Below are 20,941 nucleotides of genomic sequence, written 5' to 3' on the forward strand. Positions count from 1 at the left end.
CGTGAGGCGACAACTCGCCCCAGATGGCACAATCTGTGCATGGAACGCGACAGTCAACTCGAGCTCTACGAACTCGTCGCGGACCGGCTGAAAGAAGCACACACACGGGTGCGCTCACTGCAAGTCCCGGAGGGCGTAAGGATGGCGCTGTCCCGGAAGCTGTTGGTCGTCACGGCCGCGGCGAAGCATGATCTCGCCGATGCGGCAAGGCGCCTGGACAGGTTGATGAAGGACCTCGACGAGGGTCGATTCCCTGAAGGCGACTGATGCGAAGGAACTCCGTAACGGCCTACAGCGTTGCGGCACTAGGGTGATTAGCCCGTTTCGTGTTTGATTTGCGGTATATATCCGCCTAACGTGCGAAATAAGCTTGAACACATTCGTTCTGGCGAAGTCTCCGAAGGGGAAGACGTGAACAAGGCGCAGCTCGTAGAAGCGATTGCCGACAAGCTGGGCGGCCGCCAGCAGGCCGCGGACGCTGTCGACGCGGTACTGGACGCGATCGTCCGCGCTACCGTCGCGGGCGACCGGGTCTCGGTCACGGGCTTCGGCTCGTTCGAGAAGGTCGACCGTCCGGCCCGTTACGCCCGCAACCCGCAGACGGGTGAGCGCGTCCGGGTCAAGAAGACCTCTGTGCCCCGCTTCCGTGCCGGCCAGGGCTTCAAAGACCTGGTCAGCGGCACCAAGAAGCTCCCCAAGGGTGGCGAGGTGTCGGTGAAGAAGGCGCCCAAGGGCAGCCTCACGGGTGGTGCCTCCGCGACGGTCAAGAAGGCCGCGGCGAAGAAGGCCACCACCGCCAAGAAGGCCGCGGCAAAGACCACGGTCGCAAAGAAGGTCGTGGCCAAGAAGGCCACGGCGACCGCCAAGAAGGCGGCGGTGAAGAGCACCGCCACGGCCAAGAAGGCCACCGCGGCCGCCAAGAAGACCACCGCCGCGGCCAAGAAGACCACCGCCGCCGCGAAGAAGACCACCGCCGCGGCCAAGAAGACCGCGCCGGCGGCCAAGAAGGTCACCGCAGCGACGAAGGCGCCCGCCAAGAAGACGGCGACGCGCAAGGCCACCGCGAAGAAGACCACCGCCCGCAAGAAGTAGGGGCACGCGTCACACAGGCCGGGCCGGCTTTCCCCGTGCGGGGGAGCCGGCCCGCGGTGCGTCCGCCGCACCGGCGACCGGTCAAGGTCGCGGGCGGCCGTCCCTTCAGAACGTCTGCAGCGTCACGAGGGTGATCCGCAGGCTCGCACCCGCGCCGTCCGTCTCGATCCGGACCCGCTGCCCGGGCCGCAGCAGCCGCAGGCCGCCCGCGTCGAAGGCCGGGGCCTCGAAGGGCACCGGAGTGCCGTCGTCCAGCAGCACGCTGCCGCTGCGGGTCTGGGAGTCGTACGCGTACGCGGTCGCCTGCATACGGGCACTGTATCGGGCGGTGTGGCGCCCCACGCCGAGGGTGAGAGCGGTGCGCAGATCGGCCGCGGTGTCCACGTCCCGGCGCACGCTGTCGACGTCCGCCAGGGCGATTTCCACCGCCCCCGAGGCAGAATGCCTGGCCCGTGAAGGCCCACCGAAGGAAGGGGTCAATTCCACGTCCGGCGCGGCAGAAAGCAGGGTCGTCCCGATTCCGGACGCATCCGCCAGAAATGCCCGCGGAAATACCGAAGCGTTTTCGAGCACGCGTTGCAATTCCCGGGGTCGCAGCGCCGGCAGATCGGCGTTCAGCGCGGCCAACGCGGCACCCGGCCGCCCCGACCGCACCGTCCGCGCCCCGTGGTGCAGGGCCGCGTTGAGCCCGGCCGCCGGGGCGTCCGGGACGATCCGCGCCCCGAGCCGCGCCAGTTCCGCACCGGCCGCGGCATCGTCCGTGACGACCACCACATCCGCGACCGCCGTGCAGGCCAGGGCCCCCTCGACGGTGTCCTGGGCGAAGGCCAGGGCGAGGCCCGGACGAGAGGCGCCCACCGCCCGGGCGAGACGGCTCTTCGCCACCGCCAGGGGCTTGAGCGGGACCACCAGGCTCCAGACGGCGTTCGTGACGGACCCCTTCCCTCCGGTGCGCTCCGGCACGTACTTCGGCCATGGTCAGGTCATGGCCGGGTCATGTGTCGGCCCATTGTCGCCTCCGCCCGGGCAACCCGGGAGTCCGGCGGGGTGAGCGGGGCGTACGGTGTTCTCGACAGAGACCGGGCGTGGGGTGACACTTGTCCGGCCGACGAGGTGCCCAAGCCGCGCACCGGTCCTAGAGGAAGGTGTCCGAGTGTCCCGCCGCAGAATCGGCTTCTGGTACCGCCTGGCGGCGGTCATCGCAAAACCGCCGCTGGTAGTGCTCTTCAAGCGGGACTGGCGGGGAATCGAGCACATTCCGGCCGAGGGCGGTTTTATCACTGCCGTCAATCACAACTCGTATCTGGACCCGCTCTCGTACGCGCACTTCCAGTACAACACCGGCCGGGTGCCCCGATTGCTCGCCAAGGCCGCCCTCTTCAAGGTCCCCGTGGTCGGGTCCATCCTGCGCGGCAGCGGACAGATCCCCGTCTACCGGGAGTCCACCAACGCCCTGGACGCGTTCCGGGCCGCAGTGGACGCCATCGAGCGGGGCGAATGCGTGGCCTTCTACCCGGAGGGCACCCTCACCCGCGACCCCGACATGTGGCCGATGGCCGGCAAGACCGGCGCCGCCCGCGTGGCGCTGATCACCAGGGCGCCGGTCATCCCGGTGGCCCAGTGGGGCGCGAACCTCGCGATGCCGCCCTACGCCAAGGAGAACAAGGTCCGGCTCTTCCCGCGCAAGACCCTCCAGGTGCTCGCCGGACCGCCGGTGGACCTCTCCGCCTTCTACGACCGGGAACCCACCCCGGAGGTCCTCCGGGAGGTCACCGAGGTCATCATGGCGGCCATCACCGCGTTGCTGGAGGAGGTGCGCGGCGAGACCGCGCCCGAGCAGCCGTACGACCATCGCAACGCCAGGGCGGAACAGCGGCGCAAGGCCGCAGGGGAGGGCAAGAAGTGACACGTCCCGTGAAGGCGACCGTCTTCGGAACAGGCTCCTGGGGCACGGCCTTCGCCATCGTGCTCGCCGACGCCGGCTGCGAGGTGACCCTGTGGGGCCGCCGCCAGCAGGTGGTCGACGCCATCAACACCGGCCGGACCAACCCGGACTACTTCCCCGGCGTCGAACTCCCCGCGAACCTCCGGGCCACCACCGACCCGGCCGAGGCCGCGGCCGGCGCGGACTTCACCGTCCTCGCCGTCCCGTCCCAGACCCTGCGCGAGAACCTCGCCGCGTGGGCGCCCCTACTGGCCCCCGACACCGTGCTCGTCTCGCTGATGAAGGGCATCGAACTCGGCACCGCCAAGCGGATGAGCGAGGTCATCGAGGAGGTGGCCAAGGTCCCCGCAGAGCGCATCGCCGTGGTCACCGGCCCCAACCTGGCCGCCGAGATCGCCGCCCGCCAGCCCGCCGCCTCCGTCGTCGCCTGCGTGGACGAGGGCGTGGCCCAGCGCCTCCAGGCCGCCTGCCACACCGCGTACTTCCGCCCGTACACGAGCACCGACGTCACCGGCTGCGAGCTCGGCGGCGCAGTCAAGAACGTCATCGGCCTCGCCGTCGGCATCGCGGACGGCATGGGCCTGGGCGACAACACCAAGGGCTCGCTCATCACCCGCGGACTCGCCGAAGCCACCCGCCTCGGCGTGGCGATGGGGGCCGACCCGCTCACCTTCTCCGGCCTCGCGGGCCTCGGCGACCTGGTCGCCACCTGCTCCTCGCCGCTCTCCCGGAACCACACCTTCGGTACCAACCTCGGCCGCGGGATGACCCTGGAGGAGACCATCGCGGTCACCAAGCAGACCGCCGAGGGCGTCAAGTCCTGCCAGTCGGTGGCGGATCTGGCGCGCCGCCACGGGGTGGACATGCCGATCACCGACACGGTGGTGGACATCGTCCACCACGGCAAGCCGACCCTGGTTGCGCTCAAGGACCTGATGGGCCGCAGCGCCAAACCGGAACGTCGCTAACTCCTTTCCGGACGCATGAGCGGGTACTCTCGTGGCGATATGAGCAGCGAGAACCTCCCCCAGACCCCTGAGCAGCAGGGCCGCAAGCCCCGCGTGGCCGTCGTGTTCGGCGGCCGCAGCTCGGAACACGCCATCTCGGTCGTCACGGCGGGCGCCGTGCTGCGCTCCATCGACCGCTCCAAGTACGAGGTGCTGCCCATCGGCATCACCACGGACGGCCGATGGGCGCTGACCGCCGACGAGCCCGCGCGGATGGCCATCGCAGACCGCAGGCTCCCGAGCGTCGAGGAGCTCGCCGAGTCCGAGGACGGCGCCGTCGTGCTCTCGGTCGACCCGGCCAGCCGCCAGGTCGTCTACACCGAGCCCGGCGCCGTTCCGAAGGCACTGGGCGAGGTCGACGTCGTCTTCCCCGTGCTGCACGGCCCCTACGGCGAGGACGGCACCCTCCAGGGCCTCCTGGAGCTCTCCGGCATCCCGTACGTCGGCTCCGGCGTCCTCGCCTCGGCCGTCGGCCAGGACAAGGACTACATGAAGCGGGTGTTCACCTCCTTCGGGCTGAGCGTCGGCCCGTACGTGACCATCCGCCCCCGCGAGTGGGAAGCCGACCGGGACGCCGCCACGGGCAAGATCTTGGACTTCGCCGCCGAGCACGGCTGGCCGCTGTTCATCAAGCCCGCCCGGGCCGGCTCCTCCATCGGCATCACCAAGGTCGACGACCCCTCCGGTCTGGACGCCGCGGTCAAGGAGGCCCGGCGCCACGACCCGAAGATCATCGTGGAGGCGCTGCTGCGCGGCCGCGAGATCGAGTGCGGGGTCCTGGAGTTCGAGGACGGGCCGCGCGCGAGCGTCCCCGCCGAGATCCCGCCGGTGTCCAGCCACGACTTCTACGACTTCGAGGCGAAGTACATCGACTCCGCCTCCGGGATCGTGCCCGCCCCGCTCACCCCGGAGCAGACCGCCGAGGTGCAGCGGCTCGCGATCGAGGCCTTCGAGGCCGCGTCCTGCGAGGGCCTGGTGCGCGCCGACTTCTTCCTCACCGAGGACGGCGAGTTCGTCATCAACGAGATCAACACGATGCCGGGCTTCACGCCGATCTCCATGTACCCGTTGATGTGGCAGAAGACGGGCATCGAGTACCCGGAGCTGGTGGACAGGTTGATCCAGGCGGCCCTGCGCCGCTCCACCGGCCTGCGCTGACCGTCGTCCGAAAAGCCGACCGCCCGCCGACCGCCTTCGAAGGCGGTCGGCGGGCGGCGGTGTGCTCGGTGCCCGGTGGGCGGAGCGCGGTACTCAGTAGGAGGAGATGCCCTCGGGCACGGTCGCGGTGATCGCCGTGGACAGGCCGACCAGCATGCCCGCATCCGTGGCATGCTCCTTGTCGACCTGGACCTCGGTGTAGGCCAGCCGCATCCCGGTGGTGAACCGGAACCCGCCGCCGGAACCGTCGTCGAGCTTTTCCAGCAGCCAGGCCACTCCGTTCACGTGGACGCCCTCCTGCTTCGGATCGAGCATCGTGCGGGGTTTGGGGATACCGCACCGCAGTACGATCGCCGAACCGCCCCACGCGGCGGTCAGATCGGACTCCGGTTCGGTTCTGGTCCGCGCCAGGCCGGCCACCGTCTCCGGGAGCTTCTCGTGCAGTGCCGCACAGAGTCCCGCGACGGCGGCGGGCGGCGTCGGCGGTGGGTCCACCCGGGCTTCGTCGGATCCGCCCGGGGAGCACGCCGCGGCGGCCAGGACGGCCATCGAGGCGGGCACGGCGGACAGGGCGCGGACACGCAGGGGCCGGCGGTGGAGGGACATCACCGGCCTAGAGTAGACGGGGGCTACAGATGGACCACCGGGCAGGTCAAGGTGCGGGTGATCCCCTCCACCTGCTGGACCTTGGCGACCACCATGCGGCCGAGGTCGTCCACGGTGTCGGCCTGGGCGCGCACGATCACGTCGTACGGGCCCGTCACGTCTTCGGCCTGGATCACTCCCGGGATCTGGCCGATGGACTCGGCGACGAACGACGCCTTGCCCACTTCGGTCTGGATAAGGATGTACGCCTGTACCACGGAACCTCCAGGGCGGCCACGAGGATCATTTCCCCTAACCTTCGGGTGGGCCCCACACGATTGAACGGGCCGGGGGAAGAAGGGACGCCACGGTACCGCGTCGCCGTGCGCTGCGGGGAGACCCGCGGGCCCGGCGCCACGCACAGCGGGGCGTACGGAGAGCAGAAGTTGACGTATCTGTTGACGGTACCCAGAGCTGAGACGGCTCGCGACCGCAAGCGGACTGGGCAAGAAGGGGCACAGCGATGAAGGGCACTGTCGGCGAGCTGGGGGAGTTCGGGCTGATCAGGGAGCTCACCTCACGGCTCACCACCACCCCGGCGGTCCGGCTCGGACCGGGCGACGACGCCGCGGTGGTGTCCGCCCCCGACCGGCGGGTCGTGGCGAGCACCGACATCCTGCTGGAGGGCCGGCACTTCCGGCGCGACTGGTCCACGGCCTACGACGTCGGCCGCAAGGCCGCCGCGCAGAACCTCGCCGACATCGCCGCCATGGGCGCGGTGCCGACCGCGCTGCTGCTTGGCCTCGTCGTCCCCGCCGAACTGCCGGTCACCTGGCCCACCGAGCTGATGGACGGCATCCGCGACGAGTGCCAGGTCGCCGGCGCGGCCGTGGTCGGCGGGGACGTCGTCCGCGGCGACGTCATCACCGTCGCCATCACCGCCCTCGGCGACCTGCGCAACCACGAGCCCGTCCTGCGCTCCGGCGCCCAGCCCGGCGACGTCGTCGCCGTCACCGGCTGGCTCGGCTGGTCCGCGGCCGGCTTCGCCGTGCTCTCGCGCGGCTTCCGCTCCCCGCGGGCCTTCGTCGAGGCGCACCGACGCCCCGAGCCGCCGTACCACGCGGGCCCCGCGGCCGCCGGACTCGGCGCCACCGCCATGACCGACGTCAGCGACGGCCTGATCGCCGACCTCGGGCACATCGCCGAAGCCAGCAAGGTACGGATCGACCTGCGCTCGGCGGCCGTCGACATCCCGACCCAGATGCACGACATCGGACAGGCCGTCGGCGTGGACCCGCTGCAGTGGGTGCTCACCGGGGGAGAGGACCACGCGATCGTGGCGACCTTCCCGCCCGACGTGAAGCTCCCCGCCCGCTGGAAGGTCATCGGCGAGGTGCTCAACCGCTCCGCGCTGCCCCAGGTGACCGTCGACGGCGCGCCCTGGACCAGCACCGGCGGCTGGGACCACTTCGGGGCCGACCCGGCCGCCCAGGACGGCGCGCTGTGAGCACCGCCCCGCCGCTGTGCCTGACCGTCGCCGGATCCGACTCCGGCGGCGGCGCCGGCATCCAGGCCGACCTGAAGACCATGCTGGCGCTCGGGGTGCACGGCATGAGCGTGGTGACCGCCGTGACGGCGCAGAACTCGCTCGGGGTACGCGGGGTCTGGGAACTGCCCGCCGAGGCCGTCACGGCCCAGTACCGGGCCGTCGCGGACGACATCGGGGTCCGGGCCGTGAAGACCGGGATGCTCTCCTCCGCCGTCCTGGTGGAAACGGTGGCCGCGCTGCTCGCGGACACCCGGGCCCCGGCCGTCGTGGACCCCGTCGGGGTCTCCAAGCACGGGGACGCACTGCTCGCCGCTTCGGCGCTGGCCGCCGTACGCAAGGAGCTGCTGCCGCGGGCCACGGTGGCCACCCCCAACCTGGACGAGGTGGCCCAGCTGACGGGTGTGGTGGTGGAGACCGAGGACGACATGCGGCGGGCCGCCGACGCGGTCCTCGGGCACGGGCCGCACTGGGCGCTGATCAAGGGCGGACACCTCGCGGCGCACGGCCACGAGGCGGTGGACCTGCTCACCGACGGCACCGAGGAGCGGTGGCTGCGCGCCCCGCGTCACGACAACCGGCACACCCACGGCACCGGCTGCACCCTCGCGAGCGCGATCGCGGCGGGCCTGGCGAAGGGACTGGCCGTCCCGGAGGCGGTCACGGCCGCCAAGGAGTACGTCACGGGCGCCATCGCCACCGGCTTCGCGCTCGGCGGGGGCATCGGCCCGGTGGATCACGCCTGGCAGTGGCGCTGAACCCGCTGCGACGGCCCGGCCGGGCCGCCGCAGCGGCCCCCGACCCGGCCCCCGGACAAGGCAAAAGGCCGGCTCACCAGAGGTGAACCGGCCTTTTTGGCAACCGGAAAGGGCTGCGCTACGACGGGAGGCGTCAGCGCGAGACCTTGCCGGCCTTGATGCACGAGGTGCAGGCGTTGAGGCGCTTCGGCGTCCCATTGACCACGGCACGGACGCGCTGGATGTTCGGGTTCCAGCGACGCGAGGTGCGGCGGTGCGAGTGGGAGATGTTGTTGCCGAAGCTCGGCCCCTTGGCGCAAACGTCGCAGTTGGCAGCCACAGGTCACTCCAAGACTTCAGATGCAATTACAGTGAAACCGGCGCACCGGATTCAGAGGTCTGAAGTGGTTTGCCGGGGGAATGGCCCGACTCTCGCCGGGCAACCGGAGCAGCATACAACGACTGCGTCCGTCCAAGAAAACTACCATGGCCGCCGCTGCCCCCGCCCCGCGGTCCCGAAGCACGGGCGGTCCTTCGTTACCCTGCGGTGAACCCTGGCCCGCACGAGGAGGAACGCCCGGTGCCGCACGAGCCGCAGCCGCAGTCCCCTGACGAGCTCGACGCCGAAGCGGTGCGCACCTGGAGCTCGCTGGCCCTGGCCGCCCTGGGCCGGGCCCGCGAGGACATCGACGCGATCAACGTCTACCCGGTCGCCGACGCCGACACCGGCACCAACCTCTACCTCACCGCCGAATCGGCCGACCGCGGCCTCGCCGAGGCCTTCCCCGAGGTGACCGACGGCACAGGGCGGACCTCCCTGGCCGAGGCCGTACGGGCCTGGGCGCACGGAGCCCTGGTGGGCGCCCGCGGGAACTCCGGGACGATCCTGGCGCAGCTGCTGCGCGGAGTGGCCGACGTACTCGGCGACGAGCCCGCCGAACCGGCGGGACAGGCCGGACGGGGCCCCGGCGGGCTGCTGGCCCGCGCGCTCACCCGGGCCGCGGAGGAGGCGTACGCGGCCGTCGCGCACCCGGTGGAGGGCACCATGCTCACCGTCGCCGGCGCCGCCGCCCGGGCCGGCGAGGCGGCCGGAGCCGCCGCCGGGACCGCGACAGAGGTGGCCCGGGCCGCCTACGACGGGGCCCGCGCCGCCCTCGCCGAGACCCCCGGGCAGCTCGCCGCGCTGGGGCGGGCGGGAGTGGTCGACGCCGGGGGCTGCGGGCTGGTCGTCGTCTTCGGCGCCCTGTGGCAGGCCCTGTCCGGCCAGGAACCGGCCGCCGAACCGGTACGCGGCCGCGCGGTGCCCGTCCCGCCGTCGTCGGACCCCTGCGCGCAGGAGGAGGACGGGCCCGCGTACGAGGTGATCTACCTGCTGGAGGCCTCCGAAGCGGCCGTCGGCGAACTGCGCGAACGCCTCGACGGACTCGGCGACTCCCTGGTCGTGGTCGGCGGCGACGGACTGTGGAACGTCCACGTCCACGTCGACGACCCCGGCGCGGCCGTGGAGGCCGGAGTCGTGGCCGGACGGCCCTACCGGATACGGATCACCCACTTCGGGGACGAGCGCCGCCGGGCACGGGGCGAGCGCGCCCAGCGGGCCGTGGTCGCCGTCGTCCCCGGCGAGGGACTGGCCGGGCTGTGCGGGGAGGCGGGAGCGACCACCGTCCTCGTACGCCCCGGGGAGCCGCCGGCCGTGGCCGAACTGCTCGACGCCGTTCGCCGGGCCCACGCCCGCGAGGTGGTGCTGCTGCCGGGCGGCGCCGAACTGCGCGCCGCCGCGGCCGCGGCGGCCGAACAGGCCCGCGCCGAGGGCGTACGGGTGGCCGTGATCCCCACCCGGTCCGCGGTCCAGGGCCTGGCCGCCCTCGCCGTGCACGACCCGGAGGGCAGCTTCGACGAGGACGTGGTCGCCATGACGGCGGCCGCCGGCGCCACCCGGTACGGGGAACTGGCGTTCGCCGAACGGCAGTCCTTCACCTCGGCCGGCATCTGCCAGGCCGGCGACGTGCTCGGCCTCATCGACGGGGACGTCGCGGTGATCGGCTCGGGCCTGGCCGAGACCGCCGAAGCCGTCCTGGACCGGATGCTGGGCTCCGGCGGCGAACTCGTCACCCTGGTCCTGGGACCCGACGTACCGGACGCCGTCGCCGAGCGCCTGGAGGCCTACGTCCAGCAAGGCCACCTCGCCGTGGACACCGTCACCTACCGGGGCGGCCGGTACTCGGCGCCGCTCCTCATCGGGGTGGAATAACGGGCTTGTCAGCGCCATGGTGTGCAATGGAACACGTGCCCGCGCTCGACGAAGACCTCAAGAAGACGCTCGGTCCCGCCACCGCCAAGGTGCTGGCCGAGCAGCTCGGCCTGCACACGGCCCTGGACCTGCTCCACCACTACCCGCGGCGGTACGCCGAGCGCGGTGAGCTGACCTCGCTGGCCGAGCTCGCCGACCAGATCGACGAGCACGTGACCGTTGTCGCGCAGGTCGCCGACGCCCGGATCCTGACCTTCAACGGGGGCCGGGGCAAGCGTCTGGAGGTGACCATCACCGACGGCAGCGGCCGCCTCCAGCTGGTCTTCTTCGGCGCCGGGGTCCACAAGCCGCACAAGGACCTGCTGCCGGGGACCCGCGCCATGTTCGCGGGCAAGGTCGGCATGTTCAACCGCAAGCTCCAGCTCTCCCACCCCGCCTACGAGCCGCTGGGCGCGGACGCCTCGGACCGGGACGCCGCGACCGCCTTCGCCAACCAGCTCATCCCGATCTACCCCGCCTGCGCGAAGATGGAGTCCTGGAAGATCGCCAAGTGCGTGGACGCGGTGCTGCCGAGCGCCCAGGACGCCGTGGACCCGCTGCCGCCCGCCCTGCGCGAGGGCCGCGCACTGGTCCCGCTCACCGAGGCCCTGCTGAAGATCCACCGCCCGGGCACCAAGGCCGACATCGAGGACGCCCGCCAGCGCCTGAAGTGGGACGAGGCCTTCGTCCTCCAGGTCGCCCTGGCCCGCCGCCGGCACGCCGACTCCCAACTCCCGGCCGTCCCGCGCCGCCCGCTCCCCGGCGGCCTGCTCGACTCCTTCGACGCGAAACTGCCCTTCACCCTCACCCAGGGCCAGCAGACCGTCTCGAAGGAGATCTTCGACGACCTGGCCACCGAACACCCCATGCACCGCCTCCTCCAGGGAGAGGTCGGCTCGGGCAAGACCCTGGTCGCGCTGCGGGCGATGCTCGCCGTCGTGGACAGCGGCGGGCAGGCGGCCATGCTCGCGCCCACCGAGGTGCTCGCCCAGCAGCACCACCGCTCCATCACCGAGATGATGGGCGAGCTCGCCGAGGGGGGCATACTCGGCGGCTCCGACCAGGGCACCAAGGTGGTGCTGCTCACCGGCTCCATGGGGATGCCCGCGCGCCGCCAGGCCCTGCTCGACCTGGTCACCGGTGAGGCCGGGATCGTGATCGGCACGCACGCGCTGATCGAGGACAAGGTGCAGTTCCACGACCTCGGCCTGGTCGTCGTGGACGAGCAGCACCGTTTCGGGGTGGAGCAGCGCGACGCGCTGCGGTCCAAGGGCAAGCAGCCCCCGCACCTGCTGGTGATGACGGCGACCCCGATCCCGCGCACGGTCGCCATGACCGTCTTCGGCGACCTGGAGACCTCCGTCCTCGACCAGCTGCCGGCCGGGCGCTCCCCGATCGCCACCCACGTGGTGCCCTCGAAGGACAAGCCGCACTTCCTCGCGCGGGCCTGGGAACGGGTCCGCGAGGAGGTTGAGAAGGGGCACCAGGCGTACGTGGTCTGCCCCCGCATCGGGGACGGCGAGGACGATCCCAAGAAGAAGTCCGCCGAGGACGACGGCGACAAGAGGCCGCCCCTCGCGGTCGTGGAGATCGCCGAGCAGCTCACGCGCGGACCGCTGGCGGGACTGGCCGTCGAGGTGCTGCACGGCCGGATGGACCCCGCCGACAAGGACGACGTCATGCGCCGGTTCGCCGCCGGCGAGGTCAAGGTGCTGGTCGCCACCACCGTCATCGAGGTCGGGGTGAACGTCCCCAACTCCACGGTCATGGTGATCATGGACGCGGACCGGTTCGGCGTCTCCCAGCTCCACCAGCTCCGCGGCCGCGTCGGCCGGGGCTCCGCGCCCGGTCTGTGCCTGCTGGTCAGCGAAATGCACGAGGCCAGCCCCGCCCGGTCCCGGCTGGCCGCCGTCGCCGCCACCCTCGACGGCTTCGAACTCTCCCGGATCGACCTGGAACAGCGCCGCGAGGGCGATGTGCTCGGTCAGGCCCAGTCCGGAGTCCGCTCGTCGCTGCGCATGCTCGCCGTCATCGAGGACGAGGAGGTCATCGCCCAGGCGCGGGAGGAGGCCACCCGCGTCGTCGCCGAGGACCCCGCGCTGGAACACCTGCCGGGTCTGCGGACCGCACTGGACGCCCTGCTGGACACCGAGCGCGAGCAGTACCTGGAGAAGGGTTGAGCGGCACGACCTATCGTTGGAGTGCCGCGGCAGCGCCGGGGCATGCCCCTACCGCCGTACCGAAGGACCCCAGATGACCCGCGTGATCGCCGGCAGCGCCGGCGGGCGACGGCTGGCCGTGCCCCCCGGCACCGGCACCCGGCCGACCTCGGACCGGATGCGCGAAGGCCTCTTCTCGACCTGGGAGTCGCTGCACGGCGTCGAAGGGGCCCGGGTGCTCGACCTGTACGGCGGCTCCGGCGCCGTCGGCCTGGAATCCCTTTCCCGGGGCGCGGCCCACACCCTGCTCGTCGAGGCCGACGCCAAGGCCGCCAAGGCGATCCGGGACAACATCCGGACGCTGGGCCTGCCCGGCGCGGAATTCCGCGCGGGCAAGGCCGAACAGATCGTGGCGGCCCGGGCCGCGGGGGACCCGTACGACATCGTCTTCCTGGATCCGCCGTACGCCGTGGACAGCGCGGAACTGCGGGAGATCCTCCTCACACTCCGGTCCAATGGCTGGATCACGGACGATGCGCTCGTCACCGTGGAGCGCAGTACCAGGAGCGGCGCCTTCCCGTGGCCCGAGGGCTTCGAGCCGCTCCGGTCGCGCAAGTACGGCGAGGGCACCCTTTGGTACGGCCGCGCCGCCTTCACCAGCGAAGAATCATGAACGAGGGAGTTCAGTTGCGACGCGCCGTCTGTCCGGGGTCCTTCGACCCCATCACCAACGGACACCTCGACATCATCGGACGCGCCTCCAGGCTCTACGACGTCGTACACGTCGCCGTGATGATCAACCCGTCGAAGCAGGGCCTGTTCACCGTCGAAGAGCGGCTCGAGCTGATCCGCGAGGCGACGGCCGACTACGGCAACATCGAGGTCGAGGCCTTCCACGGGCTGCTCGTCGACTTCTGCAAGCAGCGGGACATCCCGGCCATCGTCAAGGGCCTGCGCGCGGTCAGCGACTTCGACTACGAGCTCCAGATGGCCCAGATGAACATGGGCCTGTCGGGCGTCGAGACGCTGTTCGTCCCGACCAACCCCACCTACAGCTTCCTGTCCTCCACGCTGGTCAAGGAGGTCGCGGCCTGGGGCGGCGACGTCGCCCACCTGCTGCCGGCGAACGTCCACGCGGCGCTCCGGGAGCGACTGCGCAACCGCTGACCGCCTGACGGAGCGTCAGGCAGTGTCGGGGGCCCACCCGGTGGCCGTACAGTCGTCCCGTCCGTCTCAGGAACCGCCTGAGGCCGAGAGAGTGCGAGCCCCCATGGACGTGCAGAAGAAGCTCGACGAGATCGTCGCGGCCGTCGGCGGCGCCCGGTCCATGCCCATGTCGGCCTCCTGCGTGATCAACCGCGCCGAGCTCCTGGAGCAGCTCGAAGAGGTGCGCCAGGCGCTGCCCGGCTCGCTCGCGCAGGCTCAGGAGCTCATCGGCGGCCGCGAGCAGATGGTCGAGGAGGCCCGCCGGGAGGCGGAGCGGATCATCGACGCGGCCCACAACCAGCGCGGTTCGCTGATCTCCGACACCGAGATCGCGCGGCGCTCCCAGGCCGAGGCGGACCGGATCCTGGAGGAAGCCCGCCGGGAGGCAGAGGAGATCCGGGCCGAGGCCGACGACTACGTCGACAGCAAGCTCGCGAACTTCGAGGTCGTGCTGACCAAGACCATCGGTTCGGTGGACCGGGGCCGGGAGAAGCTCCTGGGCCGCGGCCCGGGTCTGGACGAGCACGGCTACCCGGACATGGACGCGCCCGAGCGCAGCCACGACCCCGAGACGCAGCGGCAGCAGGCGGACGCCTACGTGGACACCAAGCTGGCGACCTTCGAGGCGGTGCTCTCCAAGACCCTGGAAGCCGTGGGCCGCGGCCGCCAGAAGCTCCTGGGCCGGGTCCCGACGGACGACCTGGGCGTGCACATGGCCGCCCAGGACGCGGCGGGCGGACAGCAGTCCCGCTCGGCGAGCGACTCGGACTTCCTGGCGGGCCTGGCGGAGCCGGAGCCGCTGCACCCGCAGGCGCCGATCCCGGCGCAGGCGGAGCCCGTGTACGACACGTACGGCTACCCGCAGCCCGCCCAGCCCGCCGCCCAGCAACAGGACGCCTACTCCTACCAGGACCCGTACGGCGGCTACCAGCAGCAGCCGGACCCGTACTCCATGGCGGGCGGCGGCTCCACCGGGGCGGCCTACGCCGCGCACTACGACGCGCAGCAGCCCGACCCCTATGCCGCGTACCAGCAGCCGCAGGCCCAGCAGCCCTCGCTCGACGAGACCAGCCTCTTCGACACGAGCATGATCAACCTGGACCAGCTGCGCCAGTACGAACAGGGTCGCTAGGACCGGATTGGGCGCTGGGCGCCGCTGCGGGTATCCTGGCTGTTCGGTCGCGCGTATGCACCGCGATCCATGCTGCCCTAGTGCGGCGGAATCTTTGATCTTCAGCGATCTGTGAAAGCAGGAACGGCCCTGAATACCCGCCTCGACCACCGCAACCCCCTCGTGTTCGACACGCACGAGCTGGGCCGGCGTCCTGGTGCCATGCAGCGGCTGTCCCGTGAGATCGCGGCACCGGCGGACTTCGGTCTCGTCGGCGTCATCGGAGTGCCGGAAGGCGCCCCGGTGAAGCTCAACCTCCGCCTGGAGTCGGTCATGGAAGGGGTGCTCGTCACAGGCACCGCCCGTGCGTCGGCCGTAGGGGAGTGCGTAAGGTGTCTGGAGTCCGTCGAGCGCGAGCTCAAGGCGGACTTCCAGGAGATGTTCTCGTACCCTGACGCCGACGACCGGAGCCGCTCCAAGGCGGAACCGGCCGACGACGCCGAGGACGACGAGGACACGCTCTTCCTCGAGGACGGTTTGTTCGACCTCGAACCCGTGCTGCGGGATGTGGTGGTGCTCGCACTGCCCATGCAGCCGGTGTGCCGGGAGGACTGTCTCGGACTGTGCCCCGATTGCGGGCTCAGCCTGAACGACGACCCGGACCACCACCATGACGCCGTCGACATCCGTTGGGCGGCATTGCAAGGACTCGTCGTGACCGATCAGGACGGCGAGAAGGACAACATGAGCGGCACTGCCTCTGACGGAGTTCAGGGCGCCGCCGAGAAGCAGGAGAAGTAGCCGTGGCTGTTCCGAAGCGGAAGATGTCGCGCAGCAACACGCGCCACCGCCGGTCGCAGTGGAAGGCTGCGGTCCCCACCCTGGTTTCGTGCGAGCGTTGCCAGGAGCCGAAGCTCCAGCACATTGCGTGCCCGAGCTGCGGCACCTACAACAAGCGCCAGGTCCTCGAGGTCTGAGCGGCTGGTGAGAGGCGCAATGTCTGAGCTGTCCAACGCTGAGAAGCAGGCAGACAGTAACAACGCGGCCTCGTCCCACACGCTTCTGGAAGGGCGGCTCGGGTATCAACTCGAGTCCGCCCTTCTGGTGCGTGCGCTGACCCACCGCTCGTACGCGTACGAGAACGGCGGTCTGCCCACCAACGAACGCCTGGAGTTCCTCGGGGACTCCGTGCTGGGCCTGGTGGTCACGGACACGCTGTACACGACCCACCCGGATCTCCCCGAAGGCCAGCTGGCCAAGCTTCGGGCCGCGGTGGTCAACTCGCGTGCACTGGCGGAGGTCGGACGCGGCCTCGAACTCGGCTCCTTCATCCGGCTCGGCCGGGGCGAAGAGGGCACGGGAGGCCGGGACAAGGCCTCCATCCTCGCCGACACCCTTGAAGCGGTGATCGGCGCGGTCTATCTCGATCAGGGCCTCGACGCGGCCTCGGAGCTGGTTCACCGGCTCTTCGACCCGCTCATCGAGAAGTCCTCGAACCTCGGGGCCGGCCTGGACTGGAAGACCAGTCTCCAGGAACTCACGGCGGCCGAAGGCCTTGGCGTGCCCGAGTACCTGGTCTCCGAGACCGGTCCGGACCACGAGAAGACCTTCACTGCTGCCGCCCGCGTCGGTGGTGTCTCGTACGGCACCGGCACCGGCCGCAGCAAGAAGGAAGCGGAACAGCAGGCCGCGGAGTCCGCATGGCGCGGGATCCGTGCCGCCGCGGACGAGCGGACCGCCGCCGCGGCAGCCGCCGCGACCGCCGGTCCGGCCGGGGTCCCGGCTTCGGCCGGGAACGAGAACGGCGGGGTGCCGACGCCCGCCGACTCGGCGCCGGACGCCTGACCCTTCCTTCGGGACGTGACCGCCCGCTCCTGCCTCGCAGGGGCGGGCGGTCGTCGTTTCCGGGCGGGCCGGTACGCTCGCCGGGAGCATCAGATCCACTCCCACCGGAGGTGCCCCGTGCCCGAGTTGCCCGAAGTCGAAGTCGTGCGGCGGGGGCTGGAGCGCTGGGTGGCGGGGCGGACCGTCGAGGCCGTCGAGGTCCTGCATCCGCGGGCCGTCCGGCGTCATCCGGGCGGCGGGGCCGACTTCGCGGCGCGACTGCGCGGGGAGACCATCGGGGCGGCGCAGCGGCGCGGGAAGTACCTGTGGCTGCCGCTGGAGGGCCGCGACCTGTCCGTGCTCGGGCATCTCGGGATGAGCGGGCAGCTGCTGGTGCAGCCGCAGGACGCCCCCGACGAGAAGCACTTGCGGATCCGGGTGCGCTTCACTGATTCCGACAGCGGCTCCGCCGCGGGCGCCGCCGGGACGGAGCTGCGCTTCGTGGACCAGCGGACCTTCGGCGGCCTCTCGCTGCACGAGGTCGCCGCCGGCAGCACCGACGGGCTGCCCGACGTGATCGCGCACATCGCGCGCGACCCCCTGGACCCGTTGTTCGACGAGGGCGCCTACCACCTCGCGCTGCGCGCCAAGCGGACCACCATCAAGCGGGCGCTGCTGGACCAGTCCCTGATCAGCGGGGTCGGCAACATCTATGCGGACGAGGCGCTGTGGCGCGCCAGGCTGCACTACGAGCGCCCGACCGCGGGCCTCACGCGCCAGCGGAGCGCGGAACTCCTCGGCCATGCCAGGGACGTCATGAACGCCGCCCTCGCGGTCGGCGGCACCAGCTTCGACAGCCTCTACGTCAACGTGAACGGGGAGTCGGGCTACTTCGACCGTTCGCTCGACGCCTACGGGCGCGAGGACGAACCCTGCCGGCGCTGCGGCACGCCGATACGGCGCCGGCCGTGGATGAACCGGTCGAGCTACTTCTGCCCGCGCTGTCAGCGGCCGCCGCGCGTGGCGTCGTAGGACTGCCGGGCGCCCAGTACCGCCGGCATGTTCCCTTCCAGGCAGTGGATGAGGGCGAGCAGCCGGTCCGCGACCTCGACGCCGAGCGGGGTCAGTTCGTAGTCGACGCGCGGCGGGTTCGTGGGCTGCGCCTCGCGGTGGACGATGCCGTCGCGCTCCAGCGCGTGCAGCGTCTGGGCGAGCATCTTCTCGCTCACGCCCTCCACCCGGCGGCGCAGCTCGTTGAAGCGGCACGGGCCCTCGCGGAGGGCACCCACGGTGAGGCTGCCCCAGCGGCCGGTGACGTGTTCGAGCGTTTCCCGGGACGGGCAGGCACGCGCGAAGACATCGAACGGTTGTTCTGTCTCGGCGGCATCGACGCAGGTGGAGGTCTCCATGCGGATGAGCGTACTCCTCAGCAGCGCTAACTCGTGGGTTGCGCTTTCTAAAAGTTAGTGATTCTCTTTCTCTCGTCGCGCCACGTCCTGTGCCGCGACGAGGGTTTTCCCGAGGGAGAGATCAGCCTTGTCCGCAATCACGCACACCCCCGTCGTCTCGATCGCCTACCACTCCGGCTACGGCCACACCGCCGTCGTTGCCGAGGCGGTCCGCAGCGGCGCCGTGGACGCCGGGGCGACCGTCCACCTGATCAAGGTCGACGAGATCGACGACGCCCAGTGGGAGCTGCTCGACGCCTCCGACGCGATCGTCTTCGGGTCCCCGACGTACATGGGCACCGCCTCCGGCGCCTTCCACGTCTTCGCCGAGGCCTCCTCGAAGCGCTGGTTCGGCGACACCTGGCAGGACAAGGTGGCGGCCGGCTTCACGAACTCCGCGTCCAAGAGCGGCGACAAGCTGCACACCCTGCAGTTCTTCCAGATCCTGGCCGCGCAGCACGGCATGAGCTGGGTCAACCTGGGTCTGAAGCCGGGCTGGAACTCCAGCACGGCCTCCGAGAACGACCTGAACCGTCTCGGCTTCTTCGCCGGCGCCGCTGCCCAGACCAACTCCGACGAGGGCGCGGACGCGGTCCACAAGGCCGACATCGCGACCGCCGAGCACCTCGGCCGCCGCGTCACCGAGCAGACCCGCATCGTCATCGCGGGCCGCGCAGCCCTGGCCGCCGCCGCGGTCTGAGCCCTCGCGGGCTCGACTCAGAAGCCGAAGTCCTGGGTCCACCAGGGGCCGCCGGCGGCGAGGTGGACACCGACGCCCAGCGTGCGGAACTCGCAGTTGAGGATGTTCGCCTTGTGGTCCGGGCTGTTCATCCAGGCCTTCATCACGGCCTCGGCATCACCCTGGCCGCGGGCTATGTTCTCGCCGCCGAGGCCCGAGATGCCGGCCTTGGTGGCGCGGTCCCAGGGGGTGTTGCCCTCGGGGTCCTCGTGGCTGAAGAAGCCGCGGGTGGCCATGTCCAGGCTGAAGGCCCCGGCCAGCGAGGCGAGCGGCGGATTGGCCCGGACCGGGCCGCACCCGGCCAGCGCGCGCTCCTGGTTCACCAGGTCGACGACGGCGGCCTCCTCCGCGGAGTGGCCGTCCAGGGGCGGGCGGGGCTCGGGGGTGGCCGACTTCGACGGCGCCGGGGCCGGGGCCCGGCTCGTGGTGGGTGCCGGGGCGGTCGGCGCTGCCGGCGCGGTGGGCGAGGCCGGGCTCGTGCGCGGGGCCTTGGTCGACGGAGCCTTGGCCGACGGGGCCTTCGTGGACGGGGCCTTGGTCGACGGGGCCGGCGTCGCCGACGGGGAGGGGGAGGTGCTCCGCGCGGCGGACGGCGAGACGGACGCCGATGCGGACGGCGAGGGCGAGGCGCTCGGGGAGCCGCTCGGCGAGGGGCTCGGGGAAGCGGACGCCGACGGGGCGGCCGGGGCCGACGGCTTCGGGGACGCGCTGCCCGCTCCGGTTCCGGCGGAGGTGCGGCCGGACAGGTTCACGAGGCCGTTCGGCTGGTGCAGGGCCGTGTCGGGGACGGTCGAGGCCTTGGCGCCGGCCTCCGTGGTCGGGGCGTCCGTACCGCTGACACCCACATAGGGGAAGGAGCCGCCGACGGGCACCATGCCGGTGGTGACGGCCGCGGTGCCGAGGGCGACGGCCACCGAGATGCCCAGCAGGCCGGTGCGCAGGGCGGTGCCGCGCTTGCCGCCGCTGTGCGGCGCGGCGGGGAGTCGGTGACGGCCCATCGGAGCGTGCCTTCCTTGCCGGGTCAAGATCATCCCTTACCCACCCAAATGGGTGAGTTCATTGCTGCGCGACTGTACGCCATGGGGCCAGGGGGGCGATGTGTCCCGAAAGTGCTCGCCCGGTTAGCGTTCACGCATGAATGAAGACGTCCGTCTGACCGCCTGGGTGCGCGGCCGTGTGCAGGGAGTGGGCTTCCGCTGGTTCACCAGGGAGAACGCCCTGGAGATCGGTGGGGTCGTCGGCTTCGCGCTCAACCTCGACGACGGGCGAGTGCAGGTGGTCGCCGAAGGTCAACGTGAGAATTGCCACCGGCTGCTCGACTGGTTGCGCTCCTCCGACACGCCCGGCCGGGTGGACGGAGTGACAGAGATCTGGGGCACACCGCGCGGTGGCTACGACGGATTCGGGATGCGATGACCGATCGGCTGATCATGCACTCATCACATCTCTGATCGTCCGCACACGGTCGGAACTGCGCATTCGTCGTCGACGCGTTGCCGACGGGGGCGATCCGTGGAAGGCTCGAAGATGAGGATGATCTCCACACCCCTTGCGGCGACCGGGGCGCCCGCCGATACGGGGCGTGATCGTGTTGACCGTCAAACTTTTTGGTGAGACGCTGGAAGCCCCGCGCACCTGAGCTGTTTGGCAGTGTTGGCAGTAGCAAGCGCAGTGACTGTCAGTTGCTGCCGGACATCCGCGGGTGCGATTCCCTCACGACCCACACCGCTTCGGTCGGTCACTCAGTGTGGAGGACCATCCATCATGGCAAAGGCGCTTCTCGGTTACGTCGGCGGTTCCGACCCGCGACTCCTCGCCGAGATGCGACGGCTTCAGCAGCGCGTCCAGGACCTCGAGTCCGAGCTCGTACGGATTCAGTCCGAAAATGACGCGCTGAACGCGGCCGCCGCTCAGCACGACGGAGACTCGCTGCTCGGCAGCATCGACATCGACGTACCCCAGGCGGAGCCTGCGCTCACCTGACCCGCGCTTCACTCGTTGCTCGACTCCAGCCCCGCATGATCTGCAAGGGACGTTCCGGCGTCCCTTCTTTCTTTCCTCGGTCCTCTTCCCCCGCCGCTCCCCCCGCCTTTT

At 71.2% G+C, this 20,941-nt stretch carries 24 protein-coding genes and 1 pseudogene; 19 read left to right on the top strand and 6 right to left on the bottom strand.

Annotated features, from left to right (window positions below; genetic code table 11):
• The first annotated feature begins 39 nt into the window (after positions 1 to 39).
• On the top strand, positions 40 to 267 hold the full coding sequence (locus OG594_RS30990; RefSeq protein WP_030009267.1) for a hypothetical protein: 228 nt from the start codon (positions 40 to 42) through the stop codon (positions 265 to 267).
• A gap of 144 nt (positions 268 to 411) precedes the next feature.
• The gene (locus OG594_RS30995) at positions 412 to 1,092 is read left to right on the top strand and encodes an HU family DNA-binding protein (RefSeq protein ID WP_030009268.1); all 681 of its coding nucleotides are present in this window, start codon (positions 412 to 414) and stop codon (positions 1,090 to 1,092) included.
• Positions 1,093 to 1,404: 312 nt separating this feature from the next.
• Here OG594_RS30995 and cofC read toward each other — a convergent pair.
• Positions 1,405 to 2,055 (bottom strand): annotated as a pseudogene (cofC, locus tag OG594_RS31000) (2-phospho-L-lactate guanylyltransferase); the annotation flags it as partial.
• 190 nt (positions 2,056 to 2,245) lie between these two features.
• On the opposite strand from cofC, the gene OG594_RS31005 reads away from it, so the two are divergent.
• Genes OG594_RS31005 through OG594_RS31015 form a run of 3 tightly spaced genes read left to right on the top strand, consistent with a single transcriptional unit; the run spans position 2,246 to position 5,202 of the window.
• Positions 2,246 to 2,998 (top strand): 1-acyl-sn-glycerol-3-phosphate acyltransferase, encoded by a 753-nt coding sequence (locus OG594_RS31005; RefSeq protein ID WP_266605342.1) that lies wholly within the window; start codon positions 2,246 to 2,248, stop codon positions 2,996 to 2,998.
• Complete coding sequence (locus OG594_RS31010) at positions 2,995 to 4,005, top strand: NAD(P)H-dependent glycerol-3-phosphate dehydrogenase (RefSeq protein WP_266605344.1); 1,011 nt, start codon at positions 2,995 to 2,997, stop codon at positions 4,003 to 4,005. The genes OG594_RS31005 and OG594_RS31010 overlap by 4 nt, the downstream gene beginning before the upstream one ends.
• Before the next feature lie 39 nt (positions 4,006 to 4,044).
• The gene (locus OG594_RS31015) at positions 4,045 to 5,202 is read left to right on the top strand and encodes a D-alanine--D-alanine ligase family protein (RefSeq protein ID WP_266605346.1); all 1,158 of its coding nucleotides are present in this window, start codon (positions 4,045 to 4,047) and stop codon (positions 5,200 to 5,202) included.
• A 93-nt stretch (positions 5,203 to 5,295) separates the two neighbouring features.
• Here the strand turns inward: OG594_RS31015 and OG594_RS31020 are convergent, their stop codons facing one another.
• Entirely contained in the window at positions 5,296 to 5,808 is a 513-nt protein-coding gene (locus OG594_RS31020) for a DUF3515 domain-containing protein (RefSeq protein WP_266606646.1), read from the bottom strand.
• A gap of 23 nt (positions 5,809 to 5,831) precedes the next feature.
• Positions 5,832 to 6,065 (bottom strand): Lrp/AsnC family transcriptional regulator, encoded by a 234-nt coding sequence (locus OG594_RS31025; RefSeq protein WP_030011290.1) that lies wholly within the window; start codon positions 6,063 to 6,065, stop codon positions 5,832 to 5,834.
• 245 nt (positions 6,066 to 6,310) lie between these two features.
• Here OG594_RS31025 and OG594_RS31030 point away from each other — a divergent pair, with 245 nt between their 5' ends.
• The gene (locus OG594_RS31030; RefSeq protein ID WP_266605349.1) at positions 6,311 to 7,294 is read left to right on the top strand and encodes a thiamine-phosphate kinase; all 984 of its coding nucleotides are present in this window, start codon (positions 6,311 to 6,313) and stop codon (positions 7,292 to 7,294) included.
• A complete protein-coding gene (gene thiD / locus OG594_RS31035) occupies positions 7,291 to 8,091 on the top strand; it encodes a bifunctional hydroxymethylpyrimidine kinase/phosphomethylpyrimidine kinase (protein WP_266605351.1) in 801 nt (266 codons plus the stop codon). The genes OG594_RS31030 and thiD overlap by 4 nt, the downstream gene beginning before the upstream one ends.
• Positions 8,092 to 8,224: 133 nt before the next feature.
• Here the strand turns inward: thiD and rpmB are convergent, their stop codons facing one another.
• Entirely contained in the window at positions 8,225 to 8,410 is a 186-nt protein-coding gene (gene rpmB, locus OG594_RS31040; RefSeq protein WP_007266795.1) for a 50S ribosomal protein L28, read from the bottom strand.
• A gap of 240 nt (positions 8,411 to 8,650) precedes the next feature.
• Here rpmB and OG594_RS31045 point away from each other — a divergent pair, with 240 nt between their 5' ends.
• The 9 genes from OG594_RS31045 (at position 8,651) to mutM (ending at position 17,692) form a co-directional block, all read left to right on the top strand.
• Positions 8,651 to 10,321, top strand: a complete 1,671-nt coding sequence (locus tag OG594_RS31045; RefSeq protein WP_266605353.1) for a DAK2 domain-containing protein — start codon at positions 8,651 to 8,653, stop codon at positions 10,319 to 10,321.
• 26 nt (positions 10,322 to 10,347) lie between these two features.
• On the top strand, positions 10,348 to 12,540 hold the full coding sequence (gene recG, locus OG594_RS31050; RefSeq protein WP_266605355.1) for an ATP-dependent DNA helicase RecG: 2,193 nt from the start codon (positions 10,348 to 10,350) through the stop codon (positions 12,538 to 12,540).
• A 73-nt stretch (positions 12,541 to 12,613) separates the two neighbouring features.
• Positions 12,614 to 13,192, top strand: coding sequence for a 16S rRNA (guanine(966)-N(2))-methyltransferase RsmD (rsmD, locus tag OG594_RS31055; protein ID WP_266605357.1), 579 nt, complete (start codon positions 12,614 to 12,616; stop codon positions 13,190 to 13,192).
• A 14-nt stretch (positions 13,193 to 13,206) separates the two neighbouring features.
• Positions 13,207 to 13,686, top strand: coding sequence for a pantetheine-phosphate adenylyltransferase (gene coaD, locus OG594_RS31060; protein WP_266606647.1), 480 nt, complete (start codon positions 13,207 to 13,209; stop codon positions 13,684 to 13,686).
• Positions 13,687 to 13,789: 103 nt separating this feature from the next.
• Positions 13,790 to 14,857 carry a cell division initiation protein gene (locus OG594_RS31065; protein ID WP_266605359.1) on the top strand — a complete coding sequence of 356 codons (1,068 nt, stop codon included), beginning with the start codon at positions 13,790 to 13,792 and terminating at the stop codon, positions 14,855 to 14,857.
• A 111-nt stretch (positions 14,858 to 14,968) separates the two neighbouring features.
• Complete coding sequence (locus OG594_RS31070; protein ID WP_037713377.1) at positions 14,969 to 15,637, top strand: DUF177 domain-containing protein; 669 nt, start codon at positions 14,969 to 14,971, stop codon at positions 15,635 to 15,637.
• A gap of 2 nt (positions 15,638 to 15,639) precedes the next feature.
• Positions 15,640 to 15,813 (top strand): 50S ribosomal protein L32, encoded by a 174-nt coding sequence (gene rpmF, locus OG594_RS31075; protein ID WP_003965982.1) that lies wholly within the window; start codon positions 15,640 to 15,642, stop codon positions 15,811 to 15,813.
• Between the two features lie 19 nt (positions 15,814 to 15,832).
• Positions 15,833 to 16,681, top strand: coding sequence for a ribonuclease III (gene rnc / locus OG594_RS31080; RefSeq protein ID WP_266605364.1), 849 nt, complete (start codon positions 15,833 to 15,835; stop codon positions 16,679 to 16,681).
• Between the two features lie 117 nt (positions 16,682 to 16,798).
• Complete coding sequence (gene mutM, locus OG594_RS31085; RefSeq protein ID WP_266605367.1) at positions 16,799 to 17,692, top strand: bifunctional DNA-formamidopyrimidine glycosylase/DNA-(apurinic or apyrimidinic site) lyase; 894 nt, start codon at positions 16,799 to 16,801, stop codon at positions 17,690 to 17,692.
• Here mutM and OG594_RS31090 read toward each other — a convergent pair.
• A complete protein-coding gene (locus OG594_RS31090) occupies positions 17,665 to 18,069 on the bottom strand; it encodes a helix-turn-helix domain-containing protein (RefSeq protein ID WP_266605369.1) in 405 nt (134 codons plus the stop codon). The two genes, mutM and OG594_RS31090, sit on opposite strands and share 28 nt — an antisense overlap.
• Positions 18,070 to 18,196: 127 nt before the next feature.
• Between OG594_RS31090 and OG594_RS31095 the strand changes: the two genes are divergently transcribed.
• Positions 18,197 to 18,808 carry a flavodoxin family protein gene (locus OG594_RS31095; protein WP_266605371.1) on the top strand — a complete coding sequence of 204 codons (612 nt, stop codon included), beginning with the start codon at positions 18,197 to 18,199 and terminating at the stop codon, positions 18,806 to 18,808.
• 17 nt (positions 18,809 to 18,825) lie between these two features.
• Here OG594_RS31095 and OG594_RS31100 read toward each other — a convergent pair whose 3' ends face one another.
• Positions 18,826 to 19,845, bottom strand: coding sequence for a CAP domain-containing protein (locus OG594_RS31100; RefSeq protein WP_266605373.1), 1,020 nt, complete (start codon positions 19,843 to 19,845; stop codon positions 18,826 to 18,828).
• Positions 19,846 to 19,981: 136 nt separating this feature from the next.
• Between OG594_RS31100 and OG594_RS31105 the strand changes: the two genes are divergently transcribed.
• The gene (locus OG594_RS31105) at positions 19,982 to 20,263 is read left to right on the top strand and encodes an acylphosphatase (RefSeq protein ID WP_030012523.1); all 282 of its coding nucleotides are present in this window, start codon (positions 19,982 to 19,984) and stop codon (positions 20,261 to 20,263) included.
• A 348-nt stretch (positions 20,264 to 20,611) separates the two neighbouring features.
• Positions 20,612 to 20,830, top strand: coding sequence for a hypothetical protein (locus tag OG594_RS31110; protein WP_030012524.1), 219 nt, complete (start codon positions 20,612 to 20,614; stop codon positions 20,828 to 20,830).
• Positions 20,831 to 20,941 lie beyond the last annotated feature (111 nt).

Source organism: Streptomyces sp. NBC_01214, assembly GCF_026340975.1.
In the GTDB taxonomy this organism is placed as follows: Bacteria; Actinomycetota; Actinomycetes; order Streptomycetales; family Streptomycetaceae; genus Streptomyces.